Source organism: Allonocardiopsis opalescens, from assembly GCF_003002095.1.
Classification (GTDB): domain Bacteria; phylum Actinomycetota; class Actinomycetes; order Streptosporangiales; family Streptosporangiaceae; genus Allonocardiopsis; species Allonocardiopsis opalescens.
Genome location: NZ_PVZC01000004.1, coordinates 398,458 through 413,948, shown reverse-complemented (window position 1 = coordinate 413,948; position 15,491 = coordinate 398,458). Strand labels below are relative to the sequence as shown.

The following is a 15,491-nucleotide window of genomic DNA, read 5'->3' as shown; positions in this document are numbered from 1 at the left end:
AGCTTAGCGGCTGGGCCGGGCGGGGCCGTGCCCGGCCGGAGGCGGCCGCCGCGCGCCCGGCCGGTGCGGGTGCGCTTCCTCCTAGGATGCCGGGATGGACCCGATCCAGATCACGATCGTCGTGCTCATCACCGCCGGACTGCTGGCGTCGGCCGCCGCGGCCGAGGCGCGCCGCAGGCGGCGCGGGCCGCGCGGCATCGGCGCGCCGACCCGCGCGCAGCCCCCGGCGGTGCCTGAGCAGGTGCAGCAGCGGGCCCTGGAGCTGATCGGCCAGGGCCGCGACATCGAGGCGATCAAGGTGGTCCGGCTCGCGCTGCGGGTGGGCCTGGCCGACGCCAAGCAGATCGTGGACGCGCTGCGGGCGGACGGCGCCCTGCCGGTGCCGCCGGCCGGCGGCACCGCCCCGCCCCGGCCGCCGGGCCGGGGCCTGCCCGACGCGGTGCGCGACCAGGCGCTGGAGCTGCTGGGCCGCGGCCGGACGATCGAGGCGGTCAAGGTGGTCCGCGAGCGCACCGGCCTTGGCCTGTCCGAGGCCGTGGAGCTCGTCGACGCGCTCGCGGCCGGCCGGCCGCTGCCGACTCCCGCCGGCGCGGGCGGGCTGCCCGAGGATGTGCGCGAGGCCGCGCGGGCGCTGGCCCGCCAGGGGCGCACGATCGAGGCGGTCAAACTGGTGCGCGAGCGCACCGGGGCGGGCCTGGCCGAGGCCAAGCGGGCGGTCGACGCGCTGCGCGCCGCGGACGGGCCGTGACCGGCCCCGGAGGAGGCTGATTCGCGGGCGCGTGGCGGCCGCGCGCAAGAGGAGCGGCGGTGCGCCCCCTCCCTGCGCACCGCCGCACCTGGTTCTGTGCCCGCTGGCGCGCCGCTGACACACGGCGCGCCCCGATGTCAGGCGGGCAGGTCGAAGTCGAGCTCGGCGACGGGGTGGTCGACGTCCATCTGCGCCTTCTGCAGCCGCCCGGAGTGGTCCCAGTTCATCGACTGCCAGCGGGTGAACTGGTCGAGCACCCACATGCCCGACTGGCGGCTGCCGTTGCCGGACAGGCCGTTGCCGCCGAAGGGCAGGTGCGCCTCGGCGCCGGAGGTGGAGTTGTTCACGCTGAGCATCCCGGCGCCGTTGCCGGTGCGGAAGCCGAACACCTCCTGGGGGTCGCGGGTGTAGATGGCGGCCGACAGCCCGTAGCCGGGGAGGTTGCCCAGCTCGATGGCCTCCTCCAGGGTGCGGTAGGTGGTGACGCCGACGATGGGCCCGAAGGTCTCCTGCCGGAACAGGTCGTCGTCGGGGCGCACGCCGTCGACGACGACGGGGTGGTAGTACAGGCCGTCCTCGGGGTCGCCGACGAAGCCCGCACGCGGGTCGGCGGCGGTGATGCGGCCGACGGCCGAGGAGCCGTGCACGGTGTGGTGGGCGCCGATCCAGTCCAGGTAGGTCTCGTAGCGCTCGGCGAACTTGGGCGCCAGCAGCGGCCCGTAGACCACCTCGCGGGTCGGGTCGCCGACGGGGGCGGCCGACACGGCGGCGGCGAAGCGCTCGACGAAGGCGTCGTGGACGGACTCGTGCACGATGACGGTGCCCAGCGAGGTGCAGCGCTGCCCGGCGGAGCCGAAGCCGGAGAACAGCGCGCCCTCCACGGCCAGGTCCAGGTCGGCGCTGGGCGCCACCACCATGGGGTTCTTGCCGCCCAGTTCCAGGCAGGGCGACTGCAGGTGGCGGCCGCACAGCTCGCCGATGCGCCGGCCCACCTCGGTGGAGCCGGTGAAGCCGACCTTGCCGACCAGTCCCTCGCCCAGGGCCAGGTCCAGTCCGGCGAAGGTCTGCTCGCCGTCGGCGTAGACCAGGTTGAGCAGCCCCTCGGGCAGGCCGGCCCGCACCAGCAGCTCGTAGAAGGAGTGCGCGCTGGCGGCGGCGTACTCGGCGGGCTTCCACACCACGCCGTTGCCGCACAGCAGCGCCGGAACGATGTACCAGGAGGGCACCGCGACGGGGAAGTTGCCGGCGGTGACGACGGCGACGACGCCGACGGGGTTGCGGAAGGTGAACAGCTGCTTGTCAGGCATCTCCGAGGGCACGGTCTGCCCGTACAGGCGGCGGCCCTCGCCGAGGAAGAAGTCGCAGGTGTCGATGATCTCCTGCACCTCGCCGCGCGCCTCGGCGATGGGCTTGCCGATGTCGCGGGTGACGGTGCGCGACAGCGCCTCCTTGTTGCGGGCCACCAGCCGGCCGATGTTGGCGACGACCTGGCCGCGCACGGGGGCGGGCAGGCGGGCCCACTCGCGCTGGGCGCGGGCGGCGGAGGCAGCGGCGTCGCGGAACTCCTCGGCGGTGGCCAGCCGGACCCGCAGCGGCGGGGCGGACAGCTCGCCCGGGTAGACGGAGGAGTAGACGGACGCGGAGCCGGTGTCCTTTCCGGCGACGCGGGAGGCGAGGGTTCCGGCGGCGGCGTCGGTCACGGGGCTTCCTCTCGGTGGGGTCGGGTGGGGGCGCGCGGCGCGGGCGGCGCCTGCGCCGTTCCTACCACGGGGCCGGCGGCGCGGGCCGAAGGCCGGGTGGCGGGGGTGCCGTGGCGCGTCGGCACCCGCGGCCGGGGATCGGTGCGGCCGCGGGTGCCGGGGCGGGGCCGGTTCGGGCGGCGGCCCCGCCTCCTTCAGCGGTCCAGCGCGTCCAGCGCCCGGGCCAGGGCGTCGCGGCCGTGGGCGAGGTCGTCGCGGGTGATGGTCAGGGCGGGCCGGAAGCGGATGGCGCGCTCGCCCGAGGGCAGCGCGACCACCTGCTCGTCGCGGATGAGCCGGGTCAGCGCCGCGTCGCGGACCTGCGGGTCGGGCAGGTCGACGGCGAGCATCAGGCCGCGGCCGCGGGCGTTGGACAGCTGCGCGGGCCGGCCGGCGGCCAGTTCGCGCAGCTCGTCGAGGAACCAGGCGCCGGTCTGGGCCGAGTGCTCGAACACGTGCTCGCGCTCGATGATCTCCAGGATGCGGCGGGAGCGGACCATGTCGGCCAGGCCGCCGCCCCAGGTGGAGTTGATGCGCCCCGGTACGGCGAAGACGTTGTCGGGCACCTCGTCCACGCGGCCGCCCGCCATGATGCCGCCGACCTGGGCCTTCTTGGCGAAGGCGACGATGTCGGGGCTGAGGCCCAGCTGCTGGTAGGCCCAGGCGGTGCCGGTGGCGCCGACGCCGGTCTGCACCTCGTCCACGATGAACAGGGCGTCGTGCTCGTGGCACAGCCGCTGCACGGCCTGCAGGAACTCCGGCCGCATGTGGTTGTCGCCGCCCTCGCCCTGGATGGGTTCGGCGATGAAGCAGGCGATGTCGTTGGGGTGCACGGCAAAGGCGGCGCGGGCCTGGGCCAGGGCGCGTTCCTCGGCGGCGAGCAGTTCCTCGGTGTGCTCGGCCTCGGGGAAGCGGATGGCGGGCACCTCGATGCGCGGCCAGTCGAAGGCCGGGTACCGGGCGGTCTTGCCGGGGTCGGTGTTGGTGAGCGACATGGTGTAGCCGCTGCGGCCGTGGAAGGCGCGGGTGAGGTGCAGGACGCGGCCGCCCAGGCGGGGGTCGCGCCCGCGGGCCTCGTTGTGGCGGCTCTTCCAGTCGAAGGCGGTCTTCAGCGCGTTCTCCACCGCGAGGGCGCCGCCCTCGACGAAGAACAGGTGCGGCAGGCGCGGGTCGCCCAGGACCCGCGCGAAGGTCTCGGTGAACTCGGCGAGCTGGGTGGTGTACACGTCGGAGTTGGCCGGCTTGTTCGCGGCGACCCCGGCGAGTTCGGCCATGAACGCGGGGTCGTCGGCGAGCCCCTTGGGGTTCAGGCCGAGCGGCGCGGACGCGAAGAACGAGTACAGGTCGAGGTAGCGGCGGCCGTCGTGCGCGTCGACCAGCCAGGATCCCTGGCTCTTGGCGAGGTCCAGTACGAGCCGGAAGCCGTCGACCAGCATGTGCCGGCCGAGGACGTCCAGGACCTGGCCGGGGTCGACGGCGGTCGCGGCGCTGGAGCGACCAGGCGGGTTCGCCCCGGAGGACGCGACCGCGTCGAACGCAATAGTTTCCGCCATCCGATCCTCCTGGTGAAAGTTCTTCTGAAGTATGCCCACCTTAACGCGATTCTTACGTCATCTGATCGCACGCGTCAACGGCCCCACTACCCCGGCCGGCGCGGTTTCGGCCACAGTCTCACGCGACCCCGGCGGCGGGCCGGCGCACCGCGCCGCGCACCCCGGCCGATCCGGGCGCCCGCGACCTCCACCGTGCGCCATCGGGCCCCCGCCGGGATCGGCCGCGCCTCGCGCCGCGGCCCGGGCCGGGCCATCGGCTCAGATCACCCCGTCCGCCGCCCCTACTTCGCGCGCAACTCCCCCGCGCGTCCCTCCCCCGCCCGCCCAGGGGGGCGACCCCACATCCAGTCTCGCGCGCCGCGGTGCGCCGCGGCGCCTGCTACCGACCGGTTGTGGATGACGACGGGTTCGCGGCGGCGCCTGTGGACGGCCGGTTCGCCGATCGCGGGCCGCGGTGGTATGTGCCGGGGTGGCCCGGCTCGGCGGGGTCTTCGGCCCGCGGGCGCGGGCCGCACGGGCCGGGTCGGGCGGTCTCCCCGGCGGCGGGCCCGGGCGGGGCGGCGTCCACTACGCTCGGACGGGTGTCTGAGGAAACGAGGACCGGCACGGCGGCGCCGTCGGTCGGTGGCGGGTCCGCCACCTCCTCCACCTGCAATTTTCCCGGCTGCTCGCGGCCGACGGCCCGGGCGGCCGGGCCGGGGCGGCCGCCGGAGTACTGCGATCTGCCCGAGCACACCCGCTGGCGGGCCTGGCGGGAGCGGCAGCGGCTGAGCCAGGCGGGCGCCGACGCGCAGGGCTCAGCCTCCCCGGAGGCGGCCGGTGCCGACGGCGCGCCCTACGCGCCGGTCACGGCGGCCAGGCTCAGCGCCGACCGGCTGCTCGGGGAGTTCCGCGAGCAGGCGCGGCGGCTGGAGGCGACCCTCGGCGGCGCGGTGCGCGAGCTGTCGGCGCTGGCCGACCCGGCCGCGGCCGAGACCCAGGTGCGCGCCGCCCAGGCCGACGCCGACCGGCGCGTGGCCGAGGCGCGCGCGGCGGCGGTGGAGTCCGACCGGCTGCGGCGCGAGGCCGAGCGCGAGCGCGACGACGCCGCGGCGGCGGCCGCCGACGCCGGGAGCACCGCCGAGGAGGCCGAACGGCTCGCCGCCGACGCCTTCGCCGAACGCGAGGCCGCACGCGAGGCGCTGGCGGCGGCCGAGGCCGAGCGCGACCAGGCCCTCAAGGAGCGCGTGGCCGCCCTCGCCGAACGCGACGAGGCGGTGCGCGAGGCCGACCGCCTCGTCGCGGCCGCCCGCGAGGACGCCGACCGCCGGGTGGCCGCCGCCCAGGACGGCGAGCGGACCGCCCGCCGCGAGGCCGCCGAAGAGCTGCGGCGGGTGCGCGCGGGGGCGGCGGCCGAACTGGAGGAGGCCCGCGACGCCTTCGCGGCCCGGATCGCCGCCGAGCGCGCCGAACGCGAGCAGGCGATCGTGCGGGCCGAACGCGCCGAGGTCGCCGCCGAGCGCGCCGAGCGCGAACTGGCCGAGGCGCGTACCGGGCTGCGCGACACGCGTGCCGAACTCGCCGAGGCGCGCCGCGCGTCCGCCGAGGAGCTGGTCGCGCTCCGCGCCGATTTGGCCAGGCAGCACGACTCCGCCCGCGACGCCCTCGCCGCCGCCGTGGCGGCCGAGCGCGACACCGCCGCCGCCCGCCTCGCCGCCCTGGACGAGGCCCGCGCCCAGACCCTCGCCCGCGCCGAGCGCGCCGAACGCCAGCTCGACCAGCTCCTCGCCGAGGTCGACCGCCTGCGCGCCGGCCCCCGCACGGCCGAGCGCGACACGCCGCCGCCGGCATAGCGGTCACCCCTTCGACCAGTGCGATGGACGGCGGTCCTTCGTCGCGTCGCCTCTCCCGCCCATTGCAACGTTCGTCGCGATCCGGCCTGGATGAACACACCTTGCTCGCAACGGTCTCCTTACTCGAACCGTGAAGGCGACGCAGCTTCTCCGATGTCGGGCGGGCCCGGGTGCCGGTCCACCGCCGGGCCGCGCGGTGGGTTCACGAAAAAGAACAGGGGCCGACCGCGCAGAGCCGCGACGGCCGCCGACGGCGCCCCGGCCGCGCCGCTGAGAACGTCGCCGCAGCCGTACCGCACGCCTGCTGCCGGCACCGCGGGGTCCGGCAGCGGGGAGGACCGGAACCACCGGCGCGGCCCCGCCGCCCAGCGTGACGGCCCCGGAGACCAAGCTCTCGCCCGGTGAACAGGGGTCCGTCGCATCGGTGCCGTCGTGGCGGCGGGGGCGTCGGCGCAGCGGAGCCGGGCGACGGCCGCGGTGAACACCGCCGGTCCCCATCGGCCGTCCCCGTGGCGAACCGGACGGTACTCCGGCGGCAGAGTGACGGCCGCGGCGGCGGGCTCTCCGGGCGGCGCGCTGCGGCGCTAGCGTCGGACCATGGACACGGGGGCGCGGCGGGCCGACGGGAGCGCCGGGGACGCCGACTACGGGGCGATCGGCCCGGGCTACCGCGAGCACCGCAGGCCCGATCCGCGGATCGCGGCCGCGGTGGCCGAGGCGCTGGGCGGCGCGGAGAGCGTGGTGAACGTCGGCGCGGGCGCGGGTTCCTACGAGCCGGTGTCGGCGCGGGTCGCCGCGGTGGAGCCGTCGGCGGCGATGCGGGCGCAGCGGCCCGCCCGGTTGCCGCCCGCCGTCGACGCGGTGGCCGAGCGGCTGCCGTTCGGCGACGATGCCTTCGACGCGGCGATGACGACCTTCAGTGTGCACCAGTGGGCCGACCCGGCGGCCGGCCTGCGCGAGATGCGCCGGGTGGCGCGCGGCCCCGTGGTGGTGCTGACCTGCGATCCGGACCTGGTGCGCGACTTCTGGCTGTACGAGTACGCGCCGCTGGTGTGCGACACCGAGGCGCGCCGCCACCCGCCGGTCGCCGACATCACCGCCGCCCTGGGCGGCCGGGCCGCCGTCCGCCGGGTCCCGATCCCGGCCGACTGCTCCGACGGCTTCAACGAGGCCTACTACGCCCGCCCGGAGCGGCTGCTGGACCCCGCGGCGCGCCGGGCCTGCTCGGCGTGGAGCTTCGTGCCGCCCGAACTCGCCGACCGCTACGCCGACGCGCTGCGGCGCGACCTGGAATCGGGTGCCTGGGACGAGCGGCACGGCGCCCTGCGCCGCCGACCGCACTTGGAGGGCTCCCTGGTCCTGGTGCGGGCCGTCCCCGCCTAGCGGCGCTACCAGATGGGACGCAGCGGGCCGCCCGGGGCCACCCGGGCGAGGTCGGCGGCGAGTTCGCGCAGCCGCCGCTCCCCCAGTTCGGCGGCCCACGGGCGCAGCGCCGCCTGGGCGGCGCGTTCGGCGGCGCGGGTGCAGGCGCGGCCGCGCTCGGTGAGGACGACCAGGCGGGCGCGCGCGTCGGCGGGGTGCGCACGGCGCTGGACGTAGCCCTTGCGGACCAGTTCGTCGACCATCTGGCTGGCCGCCTGCTTGGTGACGTCGAGGTGGGCGGCGAGTTCGCTGACGGTGGCGCCGTCGGGGGCGAGCCGGGAGAAGGCGAAGCCGTGGACCGGGCGCAGGTCGCGGTAGCCGTGCGCGGTCACGTCGGCATGGATGGCGTCCACCAGGCCCCGTCCGGCGGCGAGGAACACGGCGGCCAGGCTGAGCGCGTCGTCGCTGTGCACCCGGCCAGTTTGACATATCCGTCAAGCCGCTTGACGATATAGTCAAGCTACTTGACCATATCCAGGAGGTTCCATGCCGGTCATCCGCGCCGCCGACGCCACCGTGCACGAGGCGCACGGCTCCCGCTTCGTCTCCTACGCCAACCGGGCCAGTGCCGGCGGCGAGCTGCGCGCCTGGCGTCTGGAGGTGCCCGGCGCGACGGCCGGGCTCGCGCACCGCATCAGCAGAGAGGAGGTGTTCTACCTGCTCAGCGGCGCGCTGCGCATCACGATCGACGGCGTTGGCGCCGAGTTGGCCCCTGGTGACGCCGCCGTGGCGCCCGCCGGGTCGGTGGTGGGCGTGGACAATCCCGGCGAGGGCCCGGCCGCGGTATGGGTGACCACCGGAGCCGGGCTGGGCGCGGTACTGCCCGACGGGTCCTGGCTCAGCCCGCCCTGGGCGGCCTGACCGGGTGCCCGGCACGGCCCCGGGGTCGCCCGGGCCCGCGCCGGACCCCGTCACGACGGCCGCGGCGCTTCGCCCGGCGCCGCGGCGACGCGGCCGAGGCCGCGCCAGGCGACGGCCGCCAGCAGCCCCACGGCGGCGAAGGCCAGCCAGAACGGCGCCAGCAGCCCGAAGGCCGTCGCCACCGCCCCGCCCAGCAGCGCGCCCAGCGCCGCTCCGCCCAGATCGGCCAGCCGGTAGGCGCCCGTGACGCGTCCGAGCAGGTGGGCGGGGGTGACCTGCTGGCGCACCGTGACGGCGGCGGTGCCCCACACCACCGCGTGCACGCCGAACAGCGCCATCACCGCCCCGGCCGCCAATGGATGGGTGATCAGCGCGAGGGCGGCGTAGGTCAGCGCCTCCACCACCAGCCCGCCGCGCAGCAGCGCCACCCGCCCCACCCGGGGCTCCAGCCGCTCGTACACCCACGACCCGGCCACCCCGCCCACGGCCCCGGCCGCGATGAACAGCCCGAAGCCGGCGTCGGACAGCCCCAGGCGCTCGCGGGCGTAGAGCACCCACAGCGCGAAGGTGCCCACACCGGCGAGGTTCATCACCAGGATGCACCCGGCCAGGGTGCGCAGCCCGGTGTCGCGCCACAGCCAGGCGAGCCCCTCGGCGACCTCGGCGGTCAGCGAGCGCGCGGTCGCGTGCTCGGGGCGCGGCGTCGGCACCGCGCCGACGCGGGCCACCAGCAGCGCCGACAGCGCGAAGGCGAGCGCGTGGAAGCCGAACGGCAGTGCCAGGCCCGCGGCGAACAGCAGCGCGCCCAGCGGCGGGCCGAGCAGCTGGTTGTTGAGCGAGTGGGTCAGGGCCAGCCGCGCGTTGGCGCGGCCGAGCCGGTCGGGCGGCACCACCGCCGCCACCAGGGTGCCGTAGGCGGTGTCGGCCAGGGTCTCCCCCGTCCCCAGCAGGAACAGCGCCAGGTAAACGGTCCACAGTCCGGCGGTGCCGCTCAGCACGGCGGCCGCCAGCAGCGCCAGCACGCCGGCGCGCGCCAGGTTGGCGGCCACGAGCAGGGCGCGGCGCGGCAGCCGGTCCACCAGGGCGCCGGAGGCGAGGGCGAACAGCAGCCACGGCAGCTGCTGGGCGAGGGCGCCGCCGGCCACGGCGGCGGGCCGGGGGTCGAGTGAGGCGACGAGCAGGGGCCCCGCGGCCAGCAGGGCGCCGTCACCGAGGTTGGTGACGGCCGACGCCCACCACAGGCGGGCGAAGCGGGGGCCGAGCGGGGCGGGCGGGGCGGCGGCGCGCGAACGGCGCGCGCGGCGGTCAGCGGACACGCACGTGCTCCTTGGCGGTGAGAAGGGCATGCTGAACGCGCCCTGGGGCGCGGGCAGGACAGCCCGGGCGCCTCCGCCGGGAGGACCGCGTGCGCGGGGGCCGGTCACCGACCGGCCCGCGCCTAGCCGGACCGCCGCCGGGCGGAGCCGCGGAAGCGGGCTGTGAGGGTGACGGAGCCGTGCATGCGGGTACCGCCCTTCGTCCGCCGTGCGGGGGCATCGCCCTCTCGCACCGACCGTCCATGTCGGACCGCAACGCTACGCGTGCCGCTCCCCCGGCGCGATCCCTTTTCGGAGCCCCGGAACTCCACCGGCCGCGCCGAAGTCCCGCGCGGCGGCCGAAGCAGGCTGAACAATCGTTTAGCATGCTGAACATGCGTTCAAGCAGTGATCTCACCACGCGGGCACGGATCAGGAATGCGGCCCTGGAGCTCTTCGGCATCCACGGGGCCGGCCAGGTCAGCATCCGGGCGATCGCCGATGCGGCCGGCGTCTCTCCCGCCCTGGTCGTGCACCACTTCGAGTCCAAGGAGGGTCTGCGCAGGGCCTGCGACGCCTACGTGACCGGCCTGATCCGCGGCGAGGAGGACGACGATCCCCTCCAGTACCCGGCCGAACTGGCCGCGCTGCTGAGGGACTCCGTGCCCGTCCGGCGCTACCTGGCCCGCGCCTTCCTCGACGGGTCCGCCGACGCCGCCGCGATCTTCGACGGCTTCGTCGAGGTCACCCAGACCTGGCTGGAGGAGGGCCGGCACGACGGCACGGTGCGACCGACCGACGACCCTCGCGCCCGGGCGGCCCTCTACGTCGCCTGGCAACTGGCACCGCTGGTGTTCGACACCCACCTCGCCCGCGTCCTGGGACTCAACGACCCCTACGAGCCGGACTCCACCCTGCGCATCATGCGCGCGGGCCTGCACATGCTCACCCACGGCGTGTTCGCCGACGGGCACGCTCTGGCCGCCTGGACGACCGCCCAAGCTGAAGAGGACTCCGCATGAGAGTCGTCATCCTCACCCACGGCACGCGCGGCGACGTCCAGCCCTACGTCGCCCTGGCGAAAGCGCTCCTGGAGGCAGGCCACGAGGCGCTGCTGGGGGCACCGGCCTCGGCGGCGGCACTCGCCGAGCCCCACGGCGTACCCTTCGCCCCCATCGTCGACGAGATGAACGCCTTCGTGGAGCAGCCCCGGGTCCGCCACGCGATGGAGACCAACTTCCGCGGCCTGTCCGGTAAGCGCATGGCCGTGGAACTCATGCTGGCGAGCCGGCCGGCCATGATCCGGTGCCTGGCGGAGATGGCCGAGGTGGCCGCCGACGGCGCGGACGTGGTGGTGCACATGCCCGGGGTCCCCGTCCACCATGTCGCCGAGAAGATGGGGGTACCCGCGGTTCCCGGCGCGCTGCAACCGGGCTGGGTCCCCACCGGAGCCTTCCCCAACCCGTCGTTGCCGTTCACGCCGCCTCGCGCGCTGAACCGCGCCTCCTATGCCCCGGCCCAGGCCTTCGCACGCATCCTCGCCCGGTACGGCGACCGTCTGCGCAGCGACCTGGGTCTGCCCGGCAGGCCCGGCAGCCGCGACATCCTGCGCCGCCCCGACGGCGGCCCCACCACCGTGCTGCAGGGCTTCAGCCGCCACATGCTGCCCGCCGCCGACCCCGGCTACCCGCCCACGGTGCACACCACCGGCTTCTGGTTCCTACCCGCCGCGCCGGACTGGAGCCCGCCCGCGGAACTGGAGGAGTTCCTGGCCGCCGGCGACCCCCCGGTCTACATCGGCTTCGGCAGCATGGTGGGGTTCGATCCCCAGAAGGCGGGGCGGATCGTCACCGAGGCGGTCCGCCGGGCGGGGGTGCGGGCGGTCCTGGCCGGAGGCTGGGGCGGCATCAGCCTCGACCGGACGACCGGTGAGGACATCCACCTCATCGACCAGGCCCCGCACGACTGGCTGTTCCCCCGCATGGCCGCCGTCGTGCACCACGGCGGCAGCGGCACCACCGGCGCCGCGCTCGCCTCGGGCCGCCCCCAGGTCATCTGCCCGTTCCTGGCCGATCAGCCCTTCTGGGCCGCCCGGGCCCACGCGGTCGGGGTGGCGGCGCCACCGCAACGGGGACGCGACCTGTCCCCTGAGGGCCTGGCCGAGGCCATCGGCCAGGCCGCCACCGATCCCGGCATGCGCGTCAGGGCCGAGGAGATGGGGGCGAAGGTCCGCGCCGAGGACGGTGCCAGGGCCGCGGTCAAGGTGCTGGAGACACTGGTGTGAGGGCCACCGCCGCCTACCGGTGAGGCGGCGCGGCACCGGCCCGGTCAGCCCCGGCCGTGCCCGGCTTCGGCGCGGCGGCACCGCGGGGGCGCCCGATCAGGTCCCCGTCGATCGCGGTTCCCGGCGCTCCGGCCGCGGCCGGAGCGCCGGGCCGGGCGCCGGTCCGGCCGGCCCGGCGGCATGTCGGTCGGCGGGGCGGGGTAGCGGCGCCGCCGTTCGGCGCCGCTCGTCCCGGCGGCGCCGCGGGCCCGACCGTGAAGAGGTGTACCTATGCGCGCCCTCGTGCTGAACTGCACGCTGAAGCCCTCGCCGGAGTCGTCCAATACCGAGCGGCTGGCCCAGGTGGCCGTCGACGAGCTGATCAAGCTCGGGGTGGACGTGGAGATGATCCGGGTGGTGGACCGGGCCATCGCGCCCGGGGTGGAGACCGATATGGGGCAGGGCGACGAGTGGCCGCCCATCCACCAGCGGCTGCTGGAGTCGGAGATCCTGGTGATCGCGACCCCGACCTGGCTGGGCCACCCCTCATCGGTGGCGCAGCGGGTGCTGGAGCGCATGGACGCGATGCTGGCCGAGACGGCCGACGACGGCCGCCCCGTCGCCTACAACCGGGTGGCGGGCGTGGTGGTGACGGGCAACGAGGACGGCGCCCACCACGTGATCAGCGAGGTCGCGGGCGGCCTGGTCGACATCGGCTACACCGTGCCCGGCCAGGCGTGGGCCTACTGGAACGCGGGCCCCGGCCCGGGCCCGTCCTACTCCGAGACCGAGCACGGGCACGAGTGGTCGCACAAGTCCGCCCGCACGATGGCCCACAACCTGCACGGCGCCGCGGTCGCGCTGGGCGGTTCCGCGCTGCCGCCGCCCCCGTCCTAGCCGAAGCGCGCCTACCGGCACCCGGCCTCCCGCGGCCGGGTGCCGGTGCGCGTGCCGCTCGGCTCTGGCCTCGTGCGGGGCTCTGCCGCTGCGGCTCGTGACGAGTGGACGCGGAGGTGCGCGGTAGAGTTGCAGGTCGTGCTGCCCGATGAGTCGGCGGAACAGGCGCCGGGGCTGATCGCGCAGCCGGAGGTGCCGGCGGAGCGGCTGGGCTACCGGGCGGTGTGGCCGCCCGACCACGTGCTGCCGCCCGAGCCCTAGGGCCTGCGCTACGGCGGGGTGTACGAGCCGCTGGTCACGCCGGCCCGTGCCGCGGCGCTCACGCGGTCGGTCCGGCTGGGCACGTCGGTGCTGGTGCTGCCGCTGCGCGATCCCTGCGGTGCCCTTCGCCGGGCGGGGGGCGCGGGCCGAGGGGGCGCTGCGGCTATTCGGGCACGGCGGCGGCCCCTTCGAGGGCGAGCACGACGGCTTCGGCGAGGGCGTGTTCGCGCCGGTGCCCTCCACGCCGGTGCCGATCATGCTGGGCGGGGTCTCCGACATCGCGCTGCGGCGGGCCGCCGCCTACGCCGACGTGTGGCAGAGCCTGCCGTCGGCCCCAGCGGAGTTCGCCGACCGGATGCGCCGGCTGGCCGACGCCCTGGAGCCGCCCGCCTGACCGGCCGGGCGAACCGTGCGCCCCTACCGCCCGCCGGCCAGGGGCGCCGCCCGGCCGCCCGGTGCTCACGCGCCCGCGCCCTCGGCCTCGCCGACGATGGCCCGCAGGGCGGCGACGTGGGCGCGGTAGGCGCGCCGCCCCTCGGCGGTTAGGCTCAGCCAGACGCGGCGGCGGGTGTCGCGCACGGCGTGCCGCTGGGCGACGTAGCCGGCGTCGGCGAGCACGCCGACGTGCTTGCTGAGCACCGACGCGCTCACCTCCAGCTGCTGCTGGACGGTGCCGAACTCCGCCTCGCTGACCGCGTCGAGCAGGGCGCACACCCGCAGCCGGTTGGGGGCGTGGATCGTGGCGTCGAAGCCGTCGCCGTCGGTCACGCCCCGCGCTCCACGGCGCGCCGGTGCAGGGCGCCCCAGGCCAGCACGGCGCCCGCGCCCAGGGCGGCGGCCGCGATCCAGGCCCAGCGCTGGCCGTACACCTGGTCCAGGACGGCGGCGGCGGGGGCGGTGGCGATGAGGGCTCCCATCGGCAGCCAGATCCGGGGCGGGACCGACCAGCCGACGACGCCCAGGGCGTCGGCGTGGCGGCGCACCGCCAGCACGGCGGCCGCGACGACGGCGAGGGCGACCAGCGCGCCGACGGGGGACGGCAGCAGCTGGGAGAGGTGGGCGGCGGCGACCATCGCGGCCACGGCCGGGAAGTACCAGGCGGGCGCGGGCAGCCGGCGGACGGCGTCGCGGTCGCGGCCGATCTGGTCCAGGACGCGGGCTGCCTCTTCGGGGGTGGGGCGGGACGCGGCCCCTGCTTCAGTTTCCATGTCGGAAAGTCAAGCACCGAGTTTCCAAGTTGTCAACTCACGAGTTTCCGATACGGAAACCGGGCTGGTGCGCCCTGCTTCCATCGCCCACCCCTGCCGGTGACCGCCTTCCGCCTCGAAGAACGCCCCGTGCCCATCGCGACCGGCGAAGGACCGCCCCGCGTCACCGGCTCCGGCCCGCACCTCCGAGCCGTCCCGCCGCGACGGCGTGCCGTGGCGGCCGCGCCCGGCGCGCATCCCTTCCCGCGATCTGCGGTGCCGGACCCGCCCGCCGTCCCACGGCCGCACCACCCCCTGGCAGCGCGTGCGTGGCCACGTCCGCGCGGGGCTTCCTCCGCGCGGTCGTGGCCGGGACGTCACCGGGACGTCCGGGCAGGGGCCCCACGCTCCTTCGCCCGAGCCCGGCCGACCGTCCTCGCAGCTGAGCGAGAGGCGTAGTCTCGGCCAGTTCCTGTGCTTGCCGTGGTCACCCAGACCGTCCAGGACTTCCCGTCCTCGGCCCGCCTCGGCGTGACGAGGCCCGCCCGCGCTCTCACCTCCCGCACACCGGCCCACGCCCGCGCGCCGGCCCGCGCGCTTGGGCTCCGGGGTCGGGCGGCGCGGCGCCGCAGGTGGCGGCGTATGCTTCCGTGCGGTGATCGACGGGGTCGGCGCGCGGCCGGCCGCCGGAAAGGATCGGAGCGCGTGTGTTCTACGAGCTGAGCCGCCGGGTGGGGTCGGTGCTGGGCCGGGCGGTGTACCGGCCGGCCATCGAGGGCCTGCACCACATCCCGGCCGCCGGTCCGGTGATCCTGGCCAGCAACCACCTGTCCTTCGTCGACAGCGTGGTGATCCCGCTCGCGGTCCCCCGGCGGGTGCGCTTCCTGGCCAAGGCCGAGTACTTCGACGGCGCGGGTGTCAAGGGCGCGCTGTCGCGGTGGGTGTTCGCCTCGCTGGGCGCGGTGCCGGTGCAGCGCGGCACCGGGCGCGACGCGATGGCGGCGCTGCGCGAGGGGCTGAAGGTGCTGGAGGCCGGGCAGGCGTTCGGGATCTACCCCGAGGGCACCCGCTCGCGCGACGGCCGCCTGTACCGGGGCCGCACGGGGGTGGCCTTCCTGGCGCTGTCCTCGGGCGCGCCGGTGGTGCCCGTCGCGCTGTCGGGCACCGAGAAGATCCAGCCCGTGGGCGCCCGGCTGCCGCGCATCGCGCCGATCCGGATCCGCTTCGGCGCCCCGCTGACCTTCACCGGCTACGACTCCATGCCGGCGGGGCGCGCCCGACGCGAGGTCACCGACCGGGTGATGGCCGCGATCGGGGAGCTGTCGGGCCAGCCCCCGGCCGAGGGCTACAGCGAGCGCGCAGATGCGGCCTGAACCGAGTTAACACCCGCGTCACCTGCGCCGCCACAAGATCCACTAGTTTTCCGGTGCCGC

Annotated in this window: 16 protein-coding genes; 10 read left to right on the top strand and 6 right to left on the bottom strand. The window is 76.4% G+C overall.

Annotation, left to right across the window (positions count from 1 at the left end; all coding sequences use genetic code 11):
• Window positions 1-94: 94 nt before the first annotated feature.
• Window positions 95-748, top strand: a complete 654-nt coding sequence (locus CLV72_RS33930) for a hypothetical protein (protein WP_106246304.1) — start codon at window positions 95-97, stop codon at window positions 746-748.
• A gap of 137 nt (window positions 749-885) precedes the next feature.
• Here CLV72_RS33930 and CLV72_RS15360 read toward each other — a convergent pair whose 3' ends face one another.
• Both CLV72_RS15360 and lat read right to left on the bottom strand, forming a co-directional pair.
• On the bottom strand, window positions 886-2,448 hold the full coding sequence (locus CLV72_RS15360; protein WP_106246302.1) for an aldehyde dehydrogenase family protein: 1,563 nt from the start codon (window positions 2,446-2,448) through the stop codon (window positions 886-888).
• Window positions 2,449-2,642: 194 nt separating this feature from the next.
• On the bottom strand, window positions 2,643-4,040 hold the full coding sequence (gene lat / locus CLV72_RS15355; RefSeq protein WP_106246300.1) for an L-lysine 6-transaminase: 1,398 nt from the start codon (window positions 4,038-4,040) through the stop codon (window positions 2,643-2,645).
• Window positions 4,041-4,621: 581 nt separating this feature from the next.
• Here lat and CLV72_RS15350 point away from each other — a divergent pair.
• Together CLV72_RS15350 and CLV72_RS15345 are read left to right on the top strand one after the other, a co-directional pair.
• Window positions 4,622-5,872 carry a coiled-coil domain-containing protein gene (locus CLV72_RS15350; RefSeq protein WP_106246297.1) on the top strand — a complete coding sequence of 417 codons (1,251 nt, stop codon included), beginning with the start codon at window positions 4,622-4,624 and terminating at the stop codon, window positions 5,870-5,872.
• 597 nt (window positions 5,873-6,469) lie between these two features.
• Window positions 6,470-7,255 (top strand): class I SAM-dependent methyltransferase, encoded by a 786-nt coding sequence (locus CLV72_RS15345; RefSeq protein ID WP_106246294.1) that lies wholly within the window; start codon window positions 6,470-6,472, stop codon window positions 7,253-7,255.
• Window positions 7,256-7,260: 5 nt separating this feature from the next.
• On the opposite strand, the gene CLV72_RS15340 is transcribed toward CLV72_RS15345, so the two are convergent.
• Entirely contained in the window at window positions 7,261-7,707 is a 447-nt protein-coding gene (locus CLV72_RS15340; RefSeq protein ID WP_106246291.1) for a MarR family winged helix-turn-helix transcriptional regulator, read from the bottom strand.
• Window positions 7,708-7,780: 73 nt separating this feature from the next.
• On the opposite strand from CLV72_RS15340, the gene CLV72_RS15335 reads away from it, so the two are divergent.
• Window positions 7,781-8,155, top strand: coding sequence for a cupin domain-containing protein (locus CLV72_RS15335; protein ID WP_106246289.1), 375 nt, complete (start codon window positions 7,781-7,783; stop codon window positions 8,153-8,155).
• Window positions 8,156-8,205: 50 nt separating this feature from the next.
• Here CLV72_RS15335 and CLV72_RS15330 read toward each other — a convergent pair whose 3' ends face one another.
• Window positions 8,206-9,471, bottom strand: a complete 1,266-nt coding sequence (locus CLV72_RS15330) for an MFS transporter (RefSeq protein WP_211302877.1) — start codon at window positions 9,469-9,471, stop codon at window positions 8,206-8,208.
• 374 nt (window positions 9,472-9,845) lie between these two features.
• On the opposite strand from CLV72_RS15330, the gene CLV72_RS15325 reads away from it, so the two are divergent.
• From CLV72_RS15325 to CLV72_RS32835, 5 genes are all read left to right on the top strand, one after another.
• A complete protein-coding gene (locus CLV72_RS15325) occupies window positions 9,846-10,472 on the top strand; it encodes a TetR/AcrR family transcriptional regulator (protein ID WP_106247053.1) in 627 nt (208 codons plus the stop codon).
• Window positions 10,469-11,734 (top strand): glycosyltransferase, encoded by a 1,266-nt coding sequence (locus CLV72_RS15320; RefSeq protein WP_106246285.1) that lies wholly within the window; start codon window positions 10,469-10,471, stop codon window positions 11,732-11,734. The genes CLV72_RS15325 and CLV72_RS15320 overlap by 4 nt, the downstream gene beginning before the upstream one ends.
• Before the next feature lie 270 nt (window positions 11,735-12,004).
• Window positions 12,005-12,610 carry a flavodoxin family protein gene (locus CLV72_RS15315; RefSeq protein ID WP_106246283.1) on the top strand — a complete coding sequence of 202 codons (606 nt, stop codon included), beginning with the start codon at window positions 12,005-12,007 and terminating at the stop codon, window positions 12,608-12,610.
• Between the two features lie 138 nt (window positions 12,611-12,748).
• Window positions 12,749-12,871 (top strand): hypothetical protein, encoded by a 123-nt coding sequence (locus CLV72_RS33650; RefSeq protein ID WP_281262418.1) that lies wholly within the window; start codon window positions 12,749-12,751, stop codon window positions 12,869-12,871.
• 118 nt (window positions 12,872-12,989) lie between these two features.
• Window positions 12,990-13,265, top strand: a complete 276-nt coding sequence (locus CLV72_RS32835; RefSeq protein ID WP_106246281.1) for an LLM class oxidoreductase — start codon at window positions 12,990-12,992, stop codon at window positions 13,263-13,265.
• A 65-nt stretch (window positions 13,266-13,330) separates the two neighbouring features.
• Here CLV72_RS32835 and CLV72_RS15305 read toward each other — a convergent pair whose 3' ends face one another.
• Both CLV72_RS15305 and CLV72_RS15300 read right to left on the bottom strand, forming a co-directional pair.
• Window positions 13,331-13,639, bottom strand: coding sequence for a transcriptional regulator (locus tag CLV72_RS15305; RefSeq protein WP_106246279.1), 309 nt, complete (start codon window positions 13,637-13,639; stop codon window positions 13,331-13,333).
• Entirely contained in the window at window positions 13,636-14,079 is a 444-nt protein-coding gene (locus CLV72_RS15300) for a hypothetical protein (protein WP_106246277.1), read from the bottom strand. Before CLV72_RS15300 ends, CLV72_RS15305 begins: the two co-directional genes overlap by 4 nt.
• A gap of 686 nt (window positions 14,080-14,765) precedes the next feature.
• Here CLV72_RS15300 and CLV72_RS15295 point away from each other — a divergent pair.
• Window positions 14,766-15,431 carry a lysophospholipid acyltransferase family protein gene (locus CLV72_RS15295; protein ID WP_106246274.1) on the top strand — a complete coding sequence of 222 codons (666 nt, stop codon included), beginning with the start codon at window positions 14,766-14,768 and terminating at the stop codon, window positions 15,429-15,431.
• Window positions 15,432-15,491 lie beyond the last annotated feature (60 nt).

Coding starts and splice junctions, on each gene's coding strand:
- CLV72_RS33930 (WP_106246304.1), top strand. CDS start 95: ATGGACCCGATCCAGATCACGATCGTCGTGCTCATCACCGCCGGACTG.
- lat (WP_106246300.1), bottom strand. CDS start 4,040: ATGGCGGAAACTATTGCGTTCGACGCGGTCGCGTCCTCCGGGGCGAAC.
- CLV72_RS15345 (WP_106246294.1), top strand. CDS start 6,470: ATGGACACGGGGGCGCGGCGGGCCGACGGGAGCGCCGGGGACGCCGAC.
- CLV72_RS15335 (WP_106246289.1), top strand. CDS start 7,781: ATGCCGGTCATCCGCGCCGCCGACGCCACCGTGCACGAGGCGCACGGC.
- CLV72_RS15325 (WP_106247053.1), top strand. CDS start 9,846: ATGCGTTCAAGCAGTGATCTCACCACGCGGGCACGGATCAGGAATGCG.
- CLV72_RS15320 (WP_106246285.1), top strand. CDS start 10,469: ATGAGAGTCGTCATCCTCACCCACGGCACGCGCGGCGACGTCCAGCCC.
- CLV72_RS15315 (WP_106246283.1), top strand. CDS start 12,005: ATGCGCGCCCTCGTGCTGAACTGCACGCTGAAGCCCTCGCCGGAGTCG.
- CLV72_RS15300 (WP_106246277.1), bottom strand. CDS start 14,079: ATGGAAACTGAAGCAGGGGCCGCGTCCCGCCCCACCCCCGAAGAGGCA.